The sequence below is a fragment of the Microbacterium protaetiae genome, assembly GCF_004135285.1.
Classification (GTDB): domain Bacteria; phylum Actinomycetota; class Actinomycetes; order Actinomycetales; family Microbacteriaceae; genus Microbacterium; species Microbacterium protaetiae.
Genome location: NZ_CP035494.1, coordinates 2,404,716 through 2,419,943 on the forward strand (window position 1 = coordinate 2,404,716; position 15,228 = coordinate 2,419,943).

Consider the following 15,228-nt stretch of genomic DNA (forward strand, 5'->3'; position numbering starts at 1 on the left):
CCATATGGAATTGACCATGCCGGAGGGGTGAGACTGAGTCTCGCGTATGATGGTTCCCAGTCCCACACAAGGAGTTCCGCATGGCCGAATACACCCCGCCCGTCGACGACTACGCGTTCCTGTACGGCGAGGCATTCGGGTTCGATCTGGTCGCCCGCGCCACTGACGGCGAGCTGTCGGCCGACGACGCCACCGAGATCATCGCGGGCGCGGGCGAGTTCGCCGCCTCGGTGCTCGCGCCCCTCGAATCGGTGGGCGACCGCATCGGCGCGCAGCTGACCGACGGCCAGGTGCATCTTCCCGACGGGTTCGCCCAGGCCTACCAGGCATTCGTCGAGGCCGGCTGGATCGCCGCCGAAGCGCCCGCCTCGGCCGGCGGCGAGGGTCTTCCCGGCGCTGTGCGCGCCGGCCTCGGCGAGATCTGGAACGCCTCGAACGCCGCCTTCGCCCTGTGCTGGCTGCTCACCGCCGGTCAGATCCACGCGCTCGACGCCGCGGCCTCCGACGAGATCCGCGAGACGTACCTGACCAAGCTCGTGTCGGGCCAGTGGACCGGCACCATGAACCTCACCGAGCCGGATGCCGGCACCGATCTCGGCGCCATCCGCACGATCGCCGCGCCGCGCGGCGACGGCACCTGGGCGATCAAGGGCCAGAAGATCTTCATCACCTGGGGTGATCACGACGTCGCCGAGAACATCGTGCACCTCGTCCTTGCCCGCACCCCGGGCGCCCCTGAAGGCGCCAAGGGGCTGTCGCTGTTCGTCGCCCCGAAGTTCCTCGTGAACGATGACGGCACGCTCGGTGACCGCAACGCGATCACGACCGTCGCCATCGAGCACAAGCTCGGCATTCACGGTTCGCCCACCTGCGTGCTCTCGTACGAAGACGCCACCGGCTATCTCGTCGGCGAGGTCGGCGGGGGACTTGCGGGCATGTTCGTGATGATGAACTCGGCGCGCACCGGCATGGGCTTTCAGGCCACCGGCATCGCCGACCGTGCCTACCAGCAGGCCGCGGGCTACGCGGCCGAGCGGCTGCAGGGCGCTGTGCTCGACCGGCCGGCCGGCACTTCGATCGCCGAGCACCCCGACGTGCGCCGTCTGCTGCTGTCGATGGCCAGCCGCATCTTCGCGATGCGCGCCCTCGACGTGTACGTGGGTGACCTGTTCGACGGCGACGACACAGCCCTCGCCGAGTTCTTCGTGCCGATCCTGAAGGGCTGGACCACCGAAGACGCCGTGTTGATCACCAGCGACGCCATCCAGGTGCACGGCGGCATGGGGTTCATCGAAGAGACCGGCGCCGCCCAGCACTACCGCGACGCCCGCATCATGCCCATCTATGAGGGCACGACGGCCATCCAGTCCAATGACCTCATCGGCCGCAAGGTCATCCGCAACGGCGGCACGACGGTGCAGCAGCTGCTGGGCCTGATCGACGAGACGATCACCCGGCTGCGCGAAAGCGAGCATCCGGTCGCCCAGCGCACGGCCGGTCGGCTCGAGCGTGCGGCCGAGGCATCCCGTCGCGCCACTCAGGCGGTGCTCGGCTTCGCCGACAAGCCGCGCGATGCCGCCGCGGTCAGCGTGCCGTATCTCATGCTGCTGGGCACCCTCGCCGGCGGCTGGATGCACGGCCTCGCCGTCGTCGCCGTGCTCGCCCACGAGAGCGAGCAGGAGAGGGATGCCGCGCGCCTGACACTCGCCGACTTCTACGGCGCCCACCACCTGCCGCGTGTGCACATGCTGGCCGAGACCGTCGCCGGCGGCGAGGTGCGCTAGCCGTCCCCCCACGGTGCGGGGAGACGCCGGTACGATAGCTCAACATCATTTCCGGTGATGCTATGCTGTCAAAATGCGCACCACGGTCACTCTCGACCCCGACACGGAGGCAGTGGTGCGCCGGCTGATGGCGCAGCGTGGTGTCTCGTTCAAGCGTGCTCTCAATGATGCGATCCGAGCAGGAACCAGCCCCTCGGCGGACTCGGAGCCGCACGCCTACACGCGCCCTCGCGAGCTCGGTGTGCCCACCGTCGACCTCACGCACGCCCTGCGGCTGGCGGCAGAGAGCGAAGACGAAGAGCTCGTCAAGCGGATGCAGGCCGGGCGTTGAGAGTCGTCGACGCGAACGTGTTGCTGTACGCGGTGAACCCGGCCACCGAGCACCACACCGCATCGCTGGCCTGGCTGGACAGGGCCCTCGACGGCGAAGACAACGTCGGGTTCACCTGGAATGCGCTGCTGGCCTTCGTTCGCATATCGACCAATCCGCGCATCATGCCGAGCCCTGCCGACCCCGCCGCAGCAATGGCCCAGGTGCACGATTGGCTCGCCGCCCCCAGCGCTCACGTCCTGAACCCCGGGGCGCGGCATCCCGAAATCCTGGAGCGGCTGCTGGTCACCCGTGGCGTGGCCGCCAACCTCGTGAACGACGCACATCTCGCGGCGATGGCTATCGAGCATCACGCGACGATCGTCAGCTATGACAGCGACTTCGATCTCTTCGAGGGGGTACGTGTGAACCGCCCCGACGACCTTCTGCGCAACCACAGACAGCGCTGAGCGTGCGAGGTCCCCGCCCCGATGAACCAGGACGGGGACCTCGTAGCGAGCGCGTCAGTCCTCCTCGACGAGGTACTTCGAGTACGCACCCTGCGTGAGGAATGCGGGGAACTCCTCGCGCAGCGACACCTCGCGGAACACCTCGGCGGCGTCGTCGAACCGGTCGCCGTCGAAGCGTGGCGCCGAGGCCAGCACCTGGTCGATGAGTTCTTCGACGTACTCCTTCGTGATGGCCGTGCCCTCGGCGGTGACCCGGTCCTGGTGGATCCACTGCCAGATCTGCGAACGCGAGATCTCGGCGGTGGCGGCATCCTCCATCAGATTGTCGATCGCAACCGCTCCCAGCCCCCGCAACCACGCCTCGATGTAGCGGATGCCCACCGACACGTTGCCTTGCACGCCCGCCTCGGTGATCGGCCGCCCGATGCGCAGATCAATCAGCTGCCGAGCCTCGACGTGCACATCATCACGCTGCCGATCGATCTGGTTCGGCTTCTCGCCCAGCACGGCGTCGAACTCGGCCTGCGCGGCGGGGATCAAGTCGGGATGGGCCACCCAGGTGCCGTCGAAGCCGTCGCCGGCCTCGCGGTTCTTGTCGGCGGCGACCTTCTCCAACGCCTGTGCGGTCACCTCGGCATCGCGTCGGTTCGGGATGAAGGCGCTCATCCCGCCGATCGCGAACGCCCCGCGGCGATGGCACGTCTTCACCAGCAGCTCGGTGTACGCCCGCATGAACGGCACCGTCATCGTGACCTCACTGCGATCGGGCAGAACGAAGCGGGCCCCCCGGCCGCGATAGTTCTTGATGATCGAGAAGATATAGTCCCAGCGTCCGGCGTTCAGGCCCGCGCAGTGCTCGCGCAGCTCGAACAGGATCTCTTCCATCTCGAACGCCGCAGGCAGCGTCTCGATGAGCACCGTCGCCCGGATCGTCCCGTGCTCGATGCCGATGTAGTGCTCACTGAAGGTGAAGACGTCGTCCCAGAGCTTGGCCTCTTCGGCGCTCTCGATCTTCGGCAGATAGAAATACGGGCCGGTGCCGGCATCGATCAGCGCCTGCGCGTTGTGGAAGAAGTACAGCCCGAAGTCGACGAGCGAGCCGGATGCCGCCATCCGGCGCCCGGCACGGTCGGTGAAGCGGATGTGCTCCTCGACGAGGTGCCACCCGCGGGGGCGCATCACGATCGTCGGCGTGCGCTCGGCCGTGACCCGATACTGCTTGCCGGCCTCGTTCGTGTACTCGAGCTGCCCGCGGATCGCGTCGAACAGCGACAGCTGCCCCTCGATGACGTTGCGCCAGGTGGGGCTGGTGGCATCTTCCTGGTCGGCCAGCCACACCCGCGCTCCCGAGTTGAGCGCGTTGATGGTCATCTTCGGGTCGGTGGGACCGGTGATCTCCACGCGGCGGTCGACCAGCCCGGGGGCGGTGCCGGCCACCCGCCAGTCGGGGTCGTTGCGGATATGCGCGGTGTCGTCGCGGAAGTGCGGGTCGTGCCCGTTGCCGATCTCGAACCGGCGCCGCATCCGCTCGGCCAGCCGGTCGTGCCGGCGGCCGCCGAAGCGGTGATGCAGCTCGGTGAGGAAGGCCAGCGCGTCGGGCGTGAGGATCTCGTCATACCGATCGCGGAGGGGGCCTTCGACCTCGATCTGCGGCTCGTGTGTCTGGGTGGGGATGGGGGTCGTCGTGGGCGGAATGCCCGTGGTGGTGATGCTCATGATGTGCTCCTGTCGGAAGGTTCGGTCGTTGAGCGAGGGAGCGAAGCGACCGAGTCGAAACGTGGTCGGTGCGTTTCGACTCGCTTCGCTCGCTCAACGACCGAAGGAAAGAGAGTCGGATGCCTCGGCCCAGGGATTCGACTCGAAGGCCGAGGCATCCGTGACCGGGATCGCCGGTCGGTCTGTGGGGAACTGTCACGTCAGGTCGACGAGACAGCTCAGTGGAACTGTGCGGCCTCGGTGGAGCCGGCCAGGGCGAGAGTGGCGCTATCGGGGTTGAGCGCGGTGGAGACCACGTCGAAATAGCCCGTTCCGGCCTCGCGCTGGTGCTTGGTGGCGGTGTAGCCGTCGGCTTCTGCGGCGAATTCGGCCTCTTGCAGGTCGACGTACGCGCTCATGGCGCGCTGCGCGTAACCGCGGGCGAGATCGAACATGGAGTGATTGAGGGCGTGGAAGCCGGCCAGCGTGATGAACTGGAACGCGTAGCCCAGCTCGGCCAGGTCGGACTGGAACCGCGCGATCTGCGCGTCGTCCAGCTTGCTCTTCCAGTTGAAGCTCGGCGAGCAGTTGTAGGCCAGTTTCTTGCCGGGGAACTGCGCGTGGATCGCGTTCGCGAACTCGCGGGCCAGTTCGACGTCGGGTTCACCGGTCTCCACCCACAGCAGGTCGGCGTACGGGGCGAAGGCCAGGCCACGGGCGATGACCGGCTCGATGCCGGCGCGCACCCGGTAGAAGCCCTCGGTGGTGCGCTCGCCGGTGAGGAAGGGCCGGTCGCGCTCGTCGACGTCGCTGGTGATGAGGTCGGCGGCCAGCGAGTCGGTGCGGGCGATCATGACGGTGGGGACACCGGCGACGTCGGCGGCCAGCCGCGCGGCGTTGAGGGTGCGGATGTGCTGCTGCGTGGGAACGAGCACCTTGCCGCCGAGGTGGCCGCACTTCTTCTCGCTGGCCAGCTGGTCTTCCCAGTGGATGCCGGCGGCCCCGGCTTGGATCATCGACAGTGCGAGCTCGTAGGCGTTCAGCGGGCCGCCGAACCCGGCCTCGGCGTCGGCGACGATGGGGGCCAGCCAGTCCTGGGTGATCTCGCCCTCGGCGTGCTCGAGCTGATCCTGACGCAGCAGCGCGTTGTTGATGCGGCGGACCACGGCCGGCACCGAGTTGGCCGGGTACAGGCTCTGGTCGGGATATGTCTGGCCGGCGAGGTTGCCGTCGGCGGCCACCTGCCAGCCCGAGAGGTAGATGGCCTTCAGGCCAGCGCGCACCTGCTGCACGGCCTGCCCACCGGTGTAGGCGCCCAGGGCCCGCACATAGTCTTCGGTGTGCAGCAGGTTCCACAGCGTCTCGGCGCCGCGGTGTGCGAGGGTCGCCTCTTCGCGGACGCTGCCGCGCAGCCGGATGACGTCCTCGGCGGTGTAGGTGCGCTCGATGCCGTCCCACCGCGGGTCGGTGTCCCAGATCTCCTGCAGCTCGGCGGCGGTCTGAACCTGGTCGCCCGCGCGCAGGGGGCCGGAGGTGGAGGTGAATGTCATGGCGTTCTCCTTCGAGTGCTTCGGGCGGGATGCCGCGGCCTGTCGTGTGACTCCACTCTCAGTGAAGATCGGCGGTAGCCATGACCAAATCTCCGGAGAAGTTTGTGCGTATTTCTGTTTTCGTGACATCATCGCGGGATGACTGACGTGATCACGGCGGAAGCGGCATCCTCCCCCCTCGAAGATCAAGAGGTGGACGCACTGACCATCGGCCGTCGCATTCGGCAGCTGCGCACGGCGCAGCAGATGACCCTGGAGACCCTCGCCAGCGCCATCGGGCGCGCCCCCAGCCAGCTGTCGATGGTCGAGAACGGCAAACGCGAACCCAAGCTCACGCAGCTGCGTGCCATAGCGCGGGCGCTGGGCACGACGCTCGACGCCCTCCTGGAGTCGGAGCCGCTCGACGAACGCGCCGAGCTCGAGATCGCTCTCGAGCGCGCCATGAGCGGCCAGACGTTCCGTGCCCTGGGGATCGCGCCCTTCCGCATCGGCAAGAGCGTGCCCGACGACGCTCTGCGGGCCCTGGTCGCGCTGCAGGGCGAGATCGACCGGCTGAGGGATGAGCGCTCGGCGACGCCCGAAGAGGCGCGCCGCGCCAATGTCGCGCTGCGCCGGCTGATGCGCCGGCAAGACAACTATTTCCCCGAGCTCGAGGCAGAGGCCGGCAGGCTGCTGCAGGCCGTGGACCACCCGGGCGGACCGCTCACGCAGCGCACGGCATCCGACATCGCCGCCCACCTCGGGTTCACGCTGCACTACGTCGCCGATCTGCCGCAGACCACGCGCAGCGTCGCCGACCTGCGCAACGGGCGGCTGTATCTGTCGAACCGGCTCACGGCCAAGGGCGACCCGCGCACCGCGGTGCTGCAGGCGCTGTCCAGCCGCATCCTCGGGCACGACGAGCCGACCAGCTACGCGCAGTTCCTGCGCCAGCGGGTGGAGACGAACTACCTCACCGGAGCCCTGCTGATTCCCGAGGCGCACGCGGTGCCGTTTCTCAAAGACGCCAAGAACGACAAGGCGATCTCGATCGAAGATCTGCGTGACGCCTATTCGGTGTCGTACGAGACGGCCGCGCATCGGTTCACCAACTTGGCGACCGTGCACCTGGGCATCCGGGTGCACTTCCTCAAGGTGCATGAGTCGGGCACGATCACGAAGGCCTACGAGAACGACGACGTGAACTTTCCGACCGACCGGCTGGGTTCGATCGAGGGGCAGATGTGCTGCCGCAAGTGGACCAGCCGCGTCGTCTTCGACGTCGACGACTATTTCAACCCGTACTACCAGTACACCGATACGGGCAACGGCACCTACTGGTGCACGGCGCGCGTGCAGTCTTCCAGCGAGGGCGCGCACTCGGTGTCGGTGGGCGTGCGCTTCGACGACACGAAATGGTTCCTCGGTCGCGACACCACCAACCGCGGCGTCTCGCCGCACGCCACCGAGGTGTGCTGCCGCCGTGCCCCCGCCGACCTCGAGTCGACCTGGCGCGGCAGCTCGTGGCCGAACGTCGCTACCCCGCGCACGCTGCTGGCCACTCTGCCGACCGGGGCCTTCCCTGGTGTGGACACGACCGACGTGTACGAGTTCCTACAGGCGCACGCGCCGGCGTGAAAACCATGGGGGCACACTGGGGGTATGCCCAAGGTCAGCATCTACGTTCCCGATGCTCTCTACGATGAGGTCCGCCGCAAGAAGATCCCCCTGTCGACGGTGGCTCAACGCGCCTTCGAAGATGCGGTGAACGCGCGTGGCAACACCGAGTGGATCGCCGCTGCTCGCAGCCGCACGCCGCGTACCGATGACGTCATCGACGTCGTCGCGCTGCTCGACGACGTGCGCGGCGAGTTCGGGGCATGATCGTCCTGGACGCCTCTGCGCTGGTCGATGTCGTGCTCGATCAACCCGCCAAGTCGCAGATCCTCGAATACCTCGACGACGAGATCTTCGCCCCGGCACACTAGATCGCCGAGGTGCCGGGCCGGTGCGATCGATGTGACAGCCGCCGAGGCCGCCGTGCACGAGGCGATGACCCTCGTCCAAGAGTTCGTGACCCCGGATGTCGGGCTCATCGACCGCGCTTACCAGCTGCGAGAGGGCATCCGTGTGCGTGATGGAATCTACGTCGCGCTCGCCGAGAGACTGCGGTGCCCGCTGTTGACCTCCGATAAGCGGCTTGCGGCGGCGCACCTCCCGTGCACGGTGGTGGTCCCGGCATCCTGACCGGCCACGTGCCACACTCGGACTATGGCGAGCGAACCGGCGACGACTACGCCCCACCAGTCCCCGCGCCCCTGGCAGATCTGGGCGATCGCGGCGGCCATCGCGCTGGTCGTCGGCGGCGGAGCGGCGTGGGGGACCACCGCGATAGTGTCGGCGGTCACGCCGGATGCCGTGTGCAATGCGCAGCGCGTGGCCGACAGGGTGCTTCCCACCGTCGTGACGCTCGATGTCACGGGGGCTTCGGGTTCGGGGAACGGCACCGGCGAGGTCATCCGTGATTCGGGCTACATCCTCACCAACAGCCACGTCATCGCGATGACCGCAAGCGGAATCACCGTCACGTTCTCGAACGGGCAGACCGCGCCGGCGACGCTGGTCGGCCGTGACACCCGCAACGACATCGCGGTGGTCAAGACCGAAGCCGACACGGCGCTGCCGGTCATCGACACCGGCGACCGCCACGCGCTCGCCGTGGGGCAGCCGGTGGTGGCCCTGGGGGCTCCGCTCGGACTCTCCAGCAGTGTGACCGCCGGAATCGTCAGCGCACTCGGCCGCAACGTGCCCGTCCCCGTCGACGACACGCGCTCCACGGTGCTGGCCGGCGCGATCCAGACCGACGCGGCGATAAACCCGGGAAATTCCGGCGGACCGCTCGTCGACTGCGCGGGACACATGATCGGCGTCAACACGGCGATAGCCACCGTGCCCGGCGAGACCGGCGCCAGTGGCGGATCGGTGGGCATCGGGTTCGCGGTGCCCGTCGACCTTGCCATGCGCATCGCCGACGAGATCATCGCACACGGGTCGATCTCGTATCCGAGCCTGGGCGCGCAGGTCACCCCGGTGCCGCCCGCGGCCGCCAAGGCTTGGGGCATCCCGCACGGGCTGTTCGTGCAGGCGGTCACGGGAGCTGCGGCGACGGCCGGTCTGCAGGCCGGCGACGTCATCGTGTCGATCGACGGTCGCGCGATGGACAGCATCGACGCCCTGAATCTCGTGCTGATCACCAAGACGGTCGGCGACGACATCGAGATCACCTATCTGCGCGACGGCGATCAGCGCACCGCGACAGCGACCCTCACCGCGGCGCCGGCGGGCTGAGCGTCTGCAGCGCCGCCCACAGCTCCGCGCGCGCGGGGAACGTCGACAGATCGAGCCCCAGAAGCTGCTCGGCCTGCGCTATCCGCGCACGCACGGTGTGCCGGTGCACGCCGAGAGCGTCGGCGGTGACGTCGTGCCGCGCGTCGTGGGCGAGCCATGCGCGCAGGGTCGCCGTCAGCGTCGGATGCTGTGCGAGCGGCGCGAGCAGTTCCGCCGCCAGGGCCCGCCCTGCCGTGGTGTCCAGCGCCGAGAGCACTCTTGCCCGGTTCAGGTCGACGAAGCGGGTGACCGGTTCGCTCCCGCGCTGCAGCGCTGTGCGCGCCTCGTCGAGGCCGCGCGAGAAGGCCGCATACGGCACCGGTGTCGACACCCCGATGCGCACGGCGAATCGTCGGGCCAGATCGTCGAAGAGGGATGCCGCGGCCTGCGTGCTGGCCAGCACGAGGCCGTCGTCGTCGCGGCCGAAGAACAACGTGCCGCGCTCATAGTCCGTGCGCAGCTCGAGCCACTCGGTGACCGCGTCGTCGGCGGCATCCGTCGCCGCCACCACCACCGGGGCCTCCGGCAGCCCACCCCACATGTCGCGTGCTATGCGGCGGGCGAGGGCGGGGTCTCCCGAGACGAGCGACTGCAACACGCCGCTGCGCAGCAGAGTGCGTGCCCGGGCGATGCCCGAGCCCTGCTCGAGTGCCAGCCCGGCCATCGCAATCACCGAGGTGACAAGGCCGCGGCCCTCTTGATCGAGATCGCTCGTGGCGATGGCGATCACGCCGCGCAGATGCCCGGCGTGACCGAGCGTCTGCAGCGTGAACGGGGTCTCACCAACGGCGAACGACGAGCCGGCGCGCGCTCCGCGGCGCAGCACCCGGGCGACATCGTCGGTCAGCGCGGCGGTGGTCGCGGCATCCAACACCCCCGCCGGATGCTCGCGTGTCAGCACACCCGCGGCGTCGAACAGACCGACCCAGGCGTCCAGCTGCTTGGCCAGTTCGGCCAGCGTCGCCCCCAAACCGTCGGGCCGCAGGGCGGCCAGGGCTATCGCCCGCTGGGCCGCCAGGGCCCAACTGCGCCGCGCGAAGGCCTGCGCTGCCATCGCCTCGGTGTGCACGCGCGCCACCGCGATGAACGGCGTGCGGTATGGCACCTCGAAAAGCGGCATACGCGCGGCGCGGCACGCGTCGATCAGCAGAGACGGGATGCCGGCACGCACGACGTCGGTGCCGAAGCCGAGTCCGCACACGCCCGCCTGCTGCAGCCGTCGCACGTAGTCGCCGACCTCGCCCGCATCCTCGCCCAGTTGTGTGCCCGTGGTCAGCAGCACGAGCTGATCGGTCAAAAACGGCGTCGGATCGGCCAGGTCGGTGCCGTGCACCCACCGCACGGGAGCGTCCAGCGCGCCCGGCTCCAGGTCACTCTCGTCGATGGCCAGACGCAGATGCAGATCGCGTTGCGCGAATAGGCCACGCAACGTCGTGGCATCCATCACAGCGCTGTATACGCGGTGTCGTTTCGCATGTGCTCACTGTACTTGGCGGAGGGTGTCGATCTGCGCATCGGCGACCTACGCTCGCAGTATGAGCACTGTGGCTACCAACACCACCTCCGTCGGCGGACCCACGCTCCCTCAGGAGCGGCGCCTGGTCACCCCGATTCCCGGACCGCGCTCGCAAGAGGTCCTCGCGCGCAAATCCGCAGCGGTCGCGGCGGGCGTCAGCCACACGGTCCCGATCGCCGCGGTGGCCGCGGGTGGCGGGGTCATCGTCGACGCCGACGGCAACTCGCTCATCGATCTGGGCAGCGGCATCGCGGTGACCACCGTCGGCAATGCCCATCCGAAGATCGTCGCAGCCGTGCAGGAGCAGGTCGCGCAGTTCACACACACCTGCTTCATGATCTCTCCGTACGAGTCGTACATCGCCGTCGCCGAGGCGCTCAACCGCATCACTCCCGGCGACGTCGCGAAGAAGAGCGCGCTTTTCAACTCGGGGGCCGAGGCCGTCGAGAACGCCGTCAAGATCGCTCGCAAGCACACCGGCCGGCAGGCCGTGGTCGCCTTCGATCACGGCTATCACGGGCGCACCAACCTCACCATGGCGCTCACCGCCAAGGCCATGCCGTACAAGAGCGGTTTCGGGCCGTTCGCCGGTGAGGTGTACCGCGCGCCGACGTCGTATCCGTTCCGCGACGCTCTGAGCGGGCCGGATGCCGCGGCCCGCGCTATCGCGCAGATTGAGAAGCAGGTGGGGGCCGAGAACCTGGCCGCGATCATCATCGAGCCCATCCAGGGTGAGGGCGGCTTCGTGGTGCCCGCCGACGGCTTCCTGCCGGCGCTGGTGGACTGGTGCCGCGCGAACGGTGTCGTCTTCATCGCCGACGAGGTGCAGACCGGCTTCGCACGCACGGGCGCCATGTTCGCCAGTGAGCTTTTCGGCATCGTCCCTGACCTGATCACCACGGCCAAGGGCATTGCGGGGGGCCTGCCCCTGGCCGCGGTGACCGGCCGCGCCGAGATCATGGACGCCGCCCACCCGGGGGGACTGGGCGGCACCTACGGCGGCAACCCGGTCGCCTGCGCGGCGGCGCTGGCCGCGATCGACGTGTTCGAGAACGACGGTCTCATCGAGCGTGCGCGCCAGATCGGCGACATCCTGCTGCCGCGCCTGACGGCCCTGCAGGCAGCCGATCCGCGCATCGGCGACGTGCGCGGGCGTGGCGCCATGGTCGCCGCCGAGTTCGTCGACCCGACCACCGGCGCGCCCGATGCGGCGCTGACCGCCGCAATAGCGCGGGACTGCATCGCGCAGGGCGTCATCGTGCTCACCTGCGGCACATTCGGCAACGTCATCCGGTTCCTGCCGCCGTTGTCGATCCCCGACACGCTGCTGAACGAGGGCCTGGACGTCGTCGCGGCAGCCTTGACAGCGCACTGATTCGAGAAGGAACAGAGGAGAACGTATGACCGCCGAACAAGAAGCCGAACTGCTCAGCCGGGTGCCCACCGGACTTTTCATCGGAGGGGAGTGGATCGACGCCGAAGGCGGCAAGACCTTCGACGTCCACGATCCCGCCACGAACGCCGTCGTCCACACCATCGCCGATGCGTCACCGGCCGACGGCATCCGGGCGCTGGATGCCGCCGTGGCCGCGCAAGACGACTGGGCGGCCACGCCGCCCCGTCGCCGCAGCGACATCCTGCATCGGGCGTGGGAGCTTGTGCAGGAGCACAAGGACGATCTCGCGCTTCTGATGACGCTCGAGATGGGCAAGCCCCTGGCCGAGTCGGCCGGCGAGGTCGTCTACGGTGGCGAGTTCCTGCGGTGGTTCAGCGAAGAGGCCGTGCGCATCAACGGGCGGTACGGGCTGAACCCCGAGGGCACGGGGCGCATGATCGTCTCGCAGCGCCCGGTCGGCCCGTCGTTCTTCATCACACCGTGGAACTTCCCGTTCGCGATGGCCACCCGCAAGATCGCGCCGGCCCTGGCCGCCGGATGCACTGTCGTGGTCAAGCCCGCGCAGCTCACACCGCTGACGACGATGTTCTTCGCCACGTTGCTGCAAGAGGCCGGTCTTCCCGCGGGTGTCGTCAACATCGTCTCCACGACCACCTCGGGCAAGGTCTCGGGCCCGATCATCGCCGACCCGCGCCTGCGCAAGCTGTCGTTCACCGGCTCGACCGAGGTCGGGCGCCGGCTCATCGCCGACGCGGCGCAGAACGTCTTGCGTGTGTCGATGGAGCTCGGCGGCAATGCGCCGTTCGTGGTCTTCGATGATGCCGACCTCGACAAGGCGGTCGACGGGGCGATGGCAGCGAAGTTCCGCAACATCGGGCAGGCCTGCACCGCCGCCAACCGCTTCATCGTGCACGAGTCGATCGCTGACCGGTTCGCGAACCGCCTCACCGAACGGGTGAAGGCGATGAAGATCGGCCGTGGCACCGAAGAAGGCGTCACTATCGGCCCGCTCATCGACGGGGACGCCGTCGCCAAGGCGGGAGCCCTGGTCGCTGACGCCGTGCATCGCGGTGCCATCGTGCACACCGGCGGTTCGGCGATCGAGTCCGAGGGCACGTTCTTCCAGCCCACCGTGATCAGCGACGTGCAGGGCGGCAGCGACATCCTGCGCGAAGAGATCTTCGGACCGGTGCTGGCCATCGCCACGTTCCGTGATGAAGACGAGGCGGTGCGCCTGGCCAACGACACCCAGTTCGGTCTTGTCTCGTACGTGTTCACCGAGGACCTTGCACGCGGACACCGCATGATCGACCGTCTCGAGTCGGGGATGATGGGCCTGAACGTCGGCGTGATCTCCAATGCCGCCGCACCCTTCGGCGGGGTGAAGCAGTCGGGGCTCGGGCGCGAGGGCGGCGCCGAGGGCATCCACGAGTATCTGTCCACGAAGTACACGATGATCCCCGTCGACCCGGGAATCCCGTCATGACCGACTACGCCGTCGTCAATCCCGCCACCGGCGAGACCCTTGCCACCTACGACACTTTCACCGATGCCCAGGTCGATGCGGCTGTCGCATCGGCGGATGCCGCCTTCCGCGCCTGGTCGCGCACGCCGGTGGCCGAGCGGGCCGCAGCGGTGCGTCGCATCGCGCAGATGCATCGCGATCGTCGTGACGAGTTCGCCGACATCATCGTGCGTGAGATGGGCAAACCGCGCACGGCGGCGCTCGGCGAGGTCGATTTCGCGGCCGACATCATCGAGTACTACGCCGATCACGCCGACCAGATCACCGCCGATCGGCCGATCGACATCGTCGGGGACGGGTCCGCGGTCATCCGGCGGTCGCCCCTCGGTGTGTTGCTGGGCATCATGCCGTGGAACTTCCCCGCCTACCAGGTGGCGCGCTTCGCGGCGCCCAACCTCGTGCTCGGCAACACGATCCTCCTCAAGCATGCGCCGCAGTGTCCGCAGTCGGCGGCGCTGCTCGAGGAGATCTACGAGGCGGCGGGACTGCCCGCCGGCGGGTATGTCAACGTGTATGCGAGCAACGAACAGGCCGCCCGCATCATCGCCGACCCGCGTGTGCAGGGCGTGTCGGTGACCGGTTCGGAGCGCGCAGGTGCTGCCGTGGCCGAGGCGGCCGGCCGCCATCTGAAGAAGGTCGCACTCGAACTGGGCGGTTCAGACCCCTTCCTCGTGCTGTCCACCGACGATCTCGACGCGACGGTGCAGGCTGCCGTCGACGCGCGGCTCGACAACAACGGGCAGAGCTGCAACGGCGCCAAGCGGTTCATCGTCGTCGACGAGCTTTACGACGACTTCGTGCAGCGTTTCACCGCCGCGATGGGCCGCATCGAGGCATCCGACCCGACATCCGACGACACGGTCCTCGGGCCGCTGTCATCCGAAGCGGCAGCCGCGCGCCTGCAGGAGCAGATCGACGGCGCGCTCGCGCAGGGAGCCACGCTGCTGCTGGGCGGTCAGCGAACGGGTACCTACTTCCCGCCCACTGTGCTGGCCGATGTCACGCCCGAGATGGACGTATATCGGCAGGAGCTGTTCGGCCCGGCTGCGGTGGTCTACCGGGTCGCCGGTGAAGACGAGGCCGTCGCGCTGGCCAACGACACGCCGTTCGGCCTCGGTTCGTACGTGTTCACGACCGACCCCGAGCAGGCCCAGCGCGTGGCCGACGGCATCAGCGCCGGCATGGTCTATGTGAACCTCGTGCTCGCCGACAGCCCGGAACTGCCCTTCGGCGGGGTCAAGCGCAGCGGCACCTCGCGTGAACTGGGACTGTTGGCGGCCGACGAGTTCGTCAACAAGAAGCTCGTGCGCGTCGGCCCATAGCCGAGTGTTCTCGTGGGGTGCCTGAGCCGGCGGATGCCGCAGCTTCGGCGAATCGCCCGAGACTGCGGTCCGGTTCGCGCCCCGCGAGGGCATGCCCTACACTGGAGGGGCAGCTGAAACTGCATTCTTTCGCCGTGCCCGGGTTCTCGGGCAGACCCCACGTTCACGGACACGGTGCAGGATTGCGGTCGCAGCGAGATCCTTCCGGGTCTCTAGGGCGGTAGCTCAATTGGCAGAGCAGCGGTCTCCAAAACCGCAGGTTGCAGGTTCGATTCCTGTCCGCCCTGCGCGTCA

The 15,228-nt window shown here is 68.5% G+C and carries 13 protein-coding genes and 1 tRNA gene; 11 read left to right on the top strand and 3 right to left on the bottom strand.

Annotated features, from left to right (window positions below; genetic code table 11):
* The first annotated feature begins 80 nt into the window (after positions 1-80).
* The 3 genes from ET475_RS11235 (at position 81) to ET475_RS11245 (ending at position 2,564) form a co-directional block, all read left to right on the top strand.
* The gene (locus ET475_RS11235) at positions 81-1,784 is read left to right on the top strand and encodes an acyl-CoA dehydrogenase family protein (protein WP_129390039.1); all 1,704 of its coding nucleotides are present in this window, start codon (positions 81-83) and stop codon (positions 1,782-1,784) included.
* A gap of 73 nt (positions 1,785-1,857) precedes the next feature.
* On the top strand, positions 1,858-2,115 hold the full coding sequence (locus ET475_RS11240; protein ID WP_129390042.1) for an antitoxin: 258 nt from the start codon (positions 1,858-1,860) through the stop codon (positions 2,113-2,115).
* Positions 2,112-2,564, top strand: coding sequence for a type II toxin-antitoxin system VapC family toxin (locus tag ET475_RS11245; protein ID WP_129390045.1), 453 nt, complete (start codon positions 2,112-2,114; stop codon positions 2,562-2,564). Before ET475_RS11240 ends, ET475_RS11245 begins: the two co-directional genes overlap by 4 nt.
* Positions 2,565-2,618: 54 nt before the next feature.
* On the opposite strand, the gene aceB is transcribed toward ET475_RS11245, so the two are convergent.
* Entirely contained in the window at positions 2,619-4,280 is a 1,662-nt protein-coding gene (gene aceB / locus ET475_RS11250; RefSeq protein ID WP_129390048.1) for a malate synthase A, read from the bottom strand.
* Positions 4,281-4,498: 218 nt separating this feature from the next.
* Positions 4,499-5,809 carry an isocitrate lyase gene (gene aceA / locus ET475_RS11255; RefSeq protein ID WP_129390051.1) on the bottom strand — a complete coding sequence of 437 codons (1,311 nt, stop codon included), beginning with the start codon at positions 5,807-5,809 and terminating at the stop codon, positions 4,499-4,501.
* A 138-nt stretch (positions 5,810-5,947) separates the two neighbouring features.
* On the opposite strand from aceA, the gene ET475_RS11260 reads away from it, so the two are divergent.
* The 4 genes from ET475_RS11260 (at position 5,948) to ET475_RS11275 (ending at position 9,136) form a co-directional block, all read left to right on the top strand.
* On the top strand, positions 5,948-7,426 hold the full coding sequence (locus ET475_RS11260) for a helix-turn-helix domain-containing protein (RefSeq protein WP_129390054.1): 1,479 nt from the start codon (positions 5,948-5,950) through the stop codon (positions 7,424-7,426).
* A 24-nt stretch (positions 7,427-7,450) separates the two neighbouring features.
* On the top strand, positions 7,451-7,672 hold the full coding sequence (locus ET475_RS11265; RefSeq protein ID WP_129390057.1) for a hypothetical protein: 222 nt from the start codon (positions 7,451-7,453) through the stop codon (positions 7,670-7,672).
* 135 nt (positions 7,673-7,807) lie between these two features.
* Positions 7,808-8,035 carry a type II toxin-antitoxin system VapC family toxin gene (locus ET475_RS11270; RefSeq protein ID WP_129390060.1) on the top strand — a complete coding sequence of 76 codons (228 nt, stop codon included), beginning with the start codon at positions 7,808-7,810 and terminating at the stop codon, positions 8,033-8,035.
* Between the two features lie 24 nt (positions 8,036-8,059).
* Positions 8,060-9,136, top strand: a complete 1,077-nt coding sequence (locus ET475_RS11275) for a S1C family serine protease (protein WP_129390063.1) — start codon at positions 8,060-8,062, stop codon at positions 9,134-9,136.
* Here the strand turns inward: ET475_RS11275 and ET475_RS11280 are convergent.
* Entirely contained in the window at positions 9,114-10,619 is a 1,506-nt protein-coding gene (locus tag ET475_RS11280; RefSeq protein ID WP_129390067.1) for a PucR family transcriptional regulator, read from the bottom strand. The two genes, ET475_RS11275 and ET475_RS11280, sit on opposite strands and share 23 nt — an antisense overlap.
* A 91-nt stretch (positions 10,620-10,710) precedes the next feature.
* On the opposite strand from ET475_RS11280, the gene gabT reads away from it, so the two are divergent.
* The 4 genes from gabT (at position 10,711) to ET475_RS11300 (ending at position 15,221) form a co-directional block, all read left to right on the top strand.
* A complete protein-coding gene (gene gabT, locus ET475_RS11285; RefSeq protein ID WP_129390070.1) occupies positions 10,711-12,066 on the top strand; it encodes a 4-aminobutyrate--2-oxoglutarate transaminase in 1,356 nt (451 codons plus the stop codon).
* Between the two features lie 25 nt (positions 12,067-12,091).
* Entirely contained in the window at positions 12,092-13,573 is a 1,482-nt protein-coding gene (locus tag ET475_RS11290; RefSeq protein ID WP_129390073.1) for an NAD-dependent succinate-semialdehyde dehydrogenase, read from the top strand.
* A complete protein-coding gene (locus tag ET475_RS11295) occupies positions 13,570-14,934 on the top strand; it encodes an NAD-dependent succinate-semialdehyde dehydrogenase (RefSeq protein ID WP_129390077.1) in 1,365 nt (454 codons plus the stop codon). Before ET475_RS11290 ends, ET475_RS11295 begins: the two co-directional genes overlap by 4 nt.
* Before the next feature lie 214 nt (positions 14,935-15,148).
* Positions 15,149-15,221 (top strand) — tRNA-Trp (locus ET475_RS11300).
* The last annotated feature ends 7 nt before the right edge of the window (positions 15,222-15,228 follow it).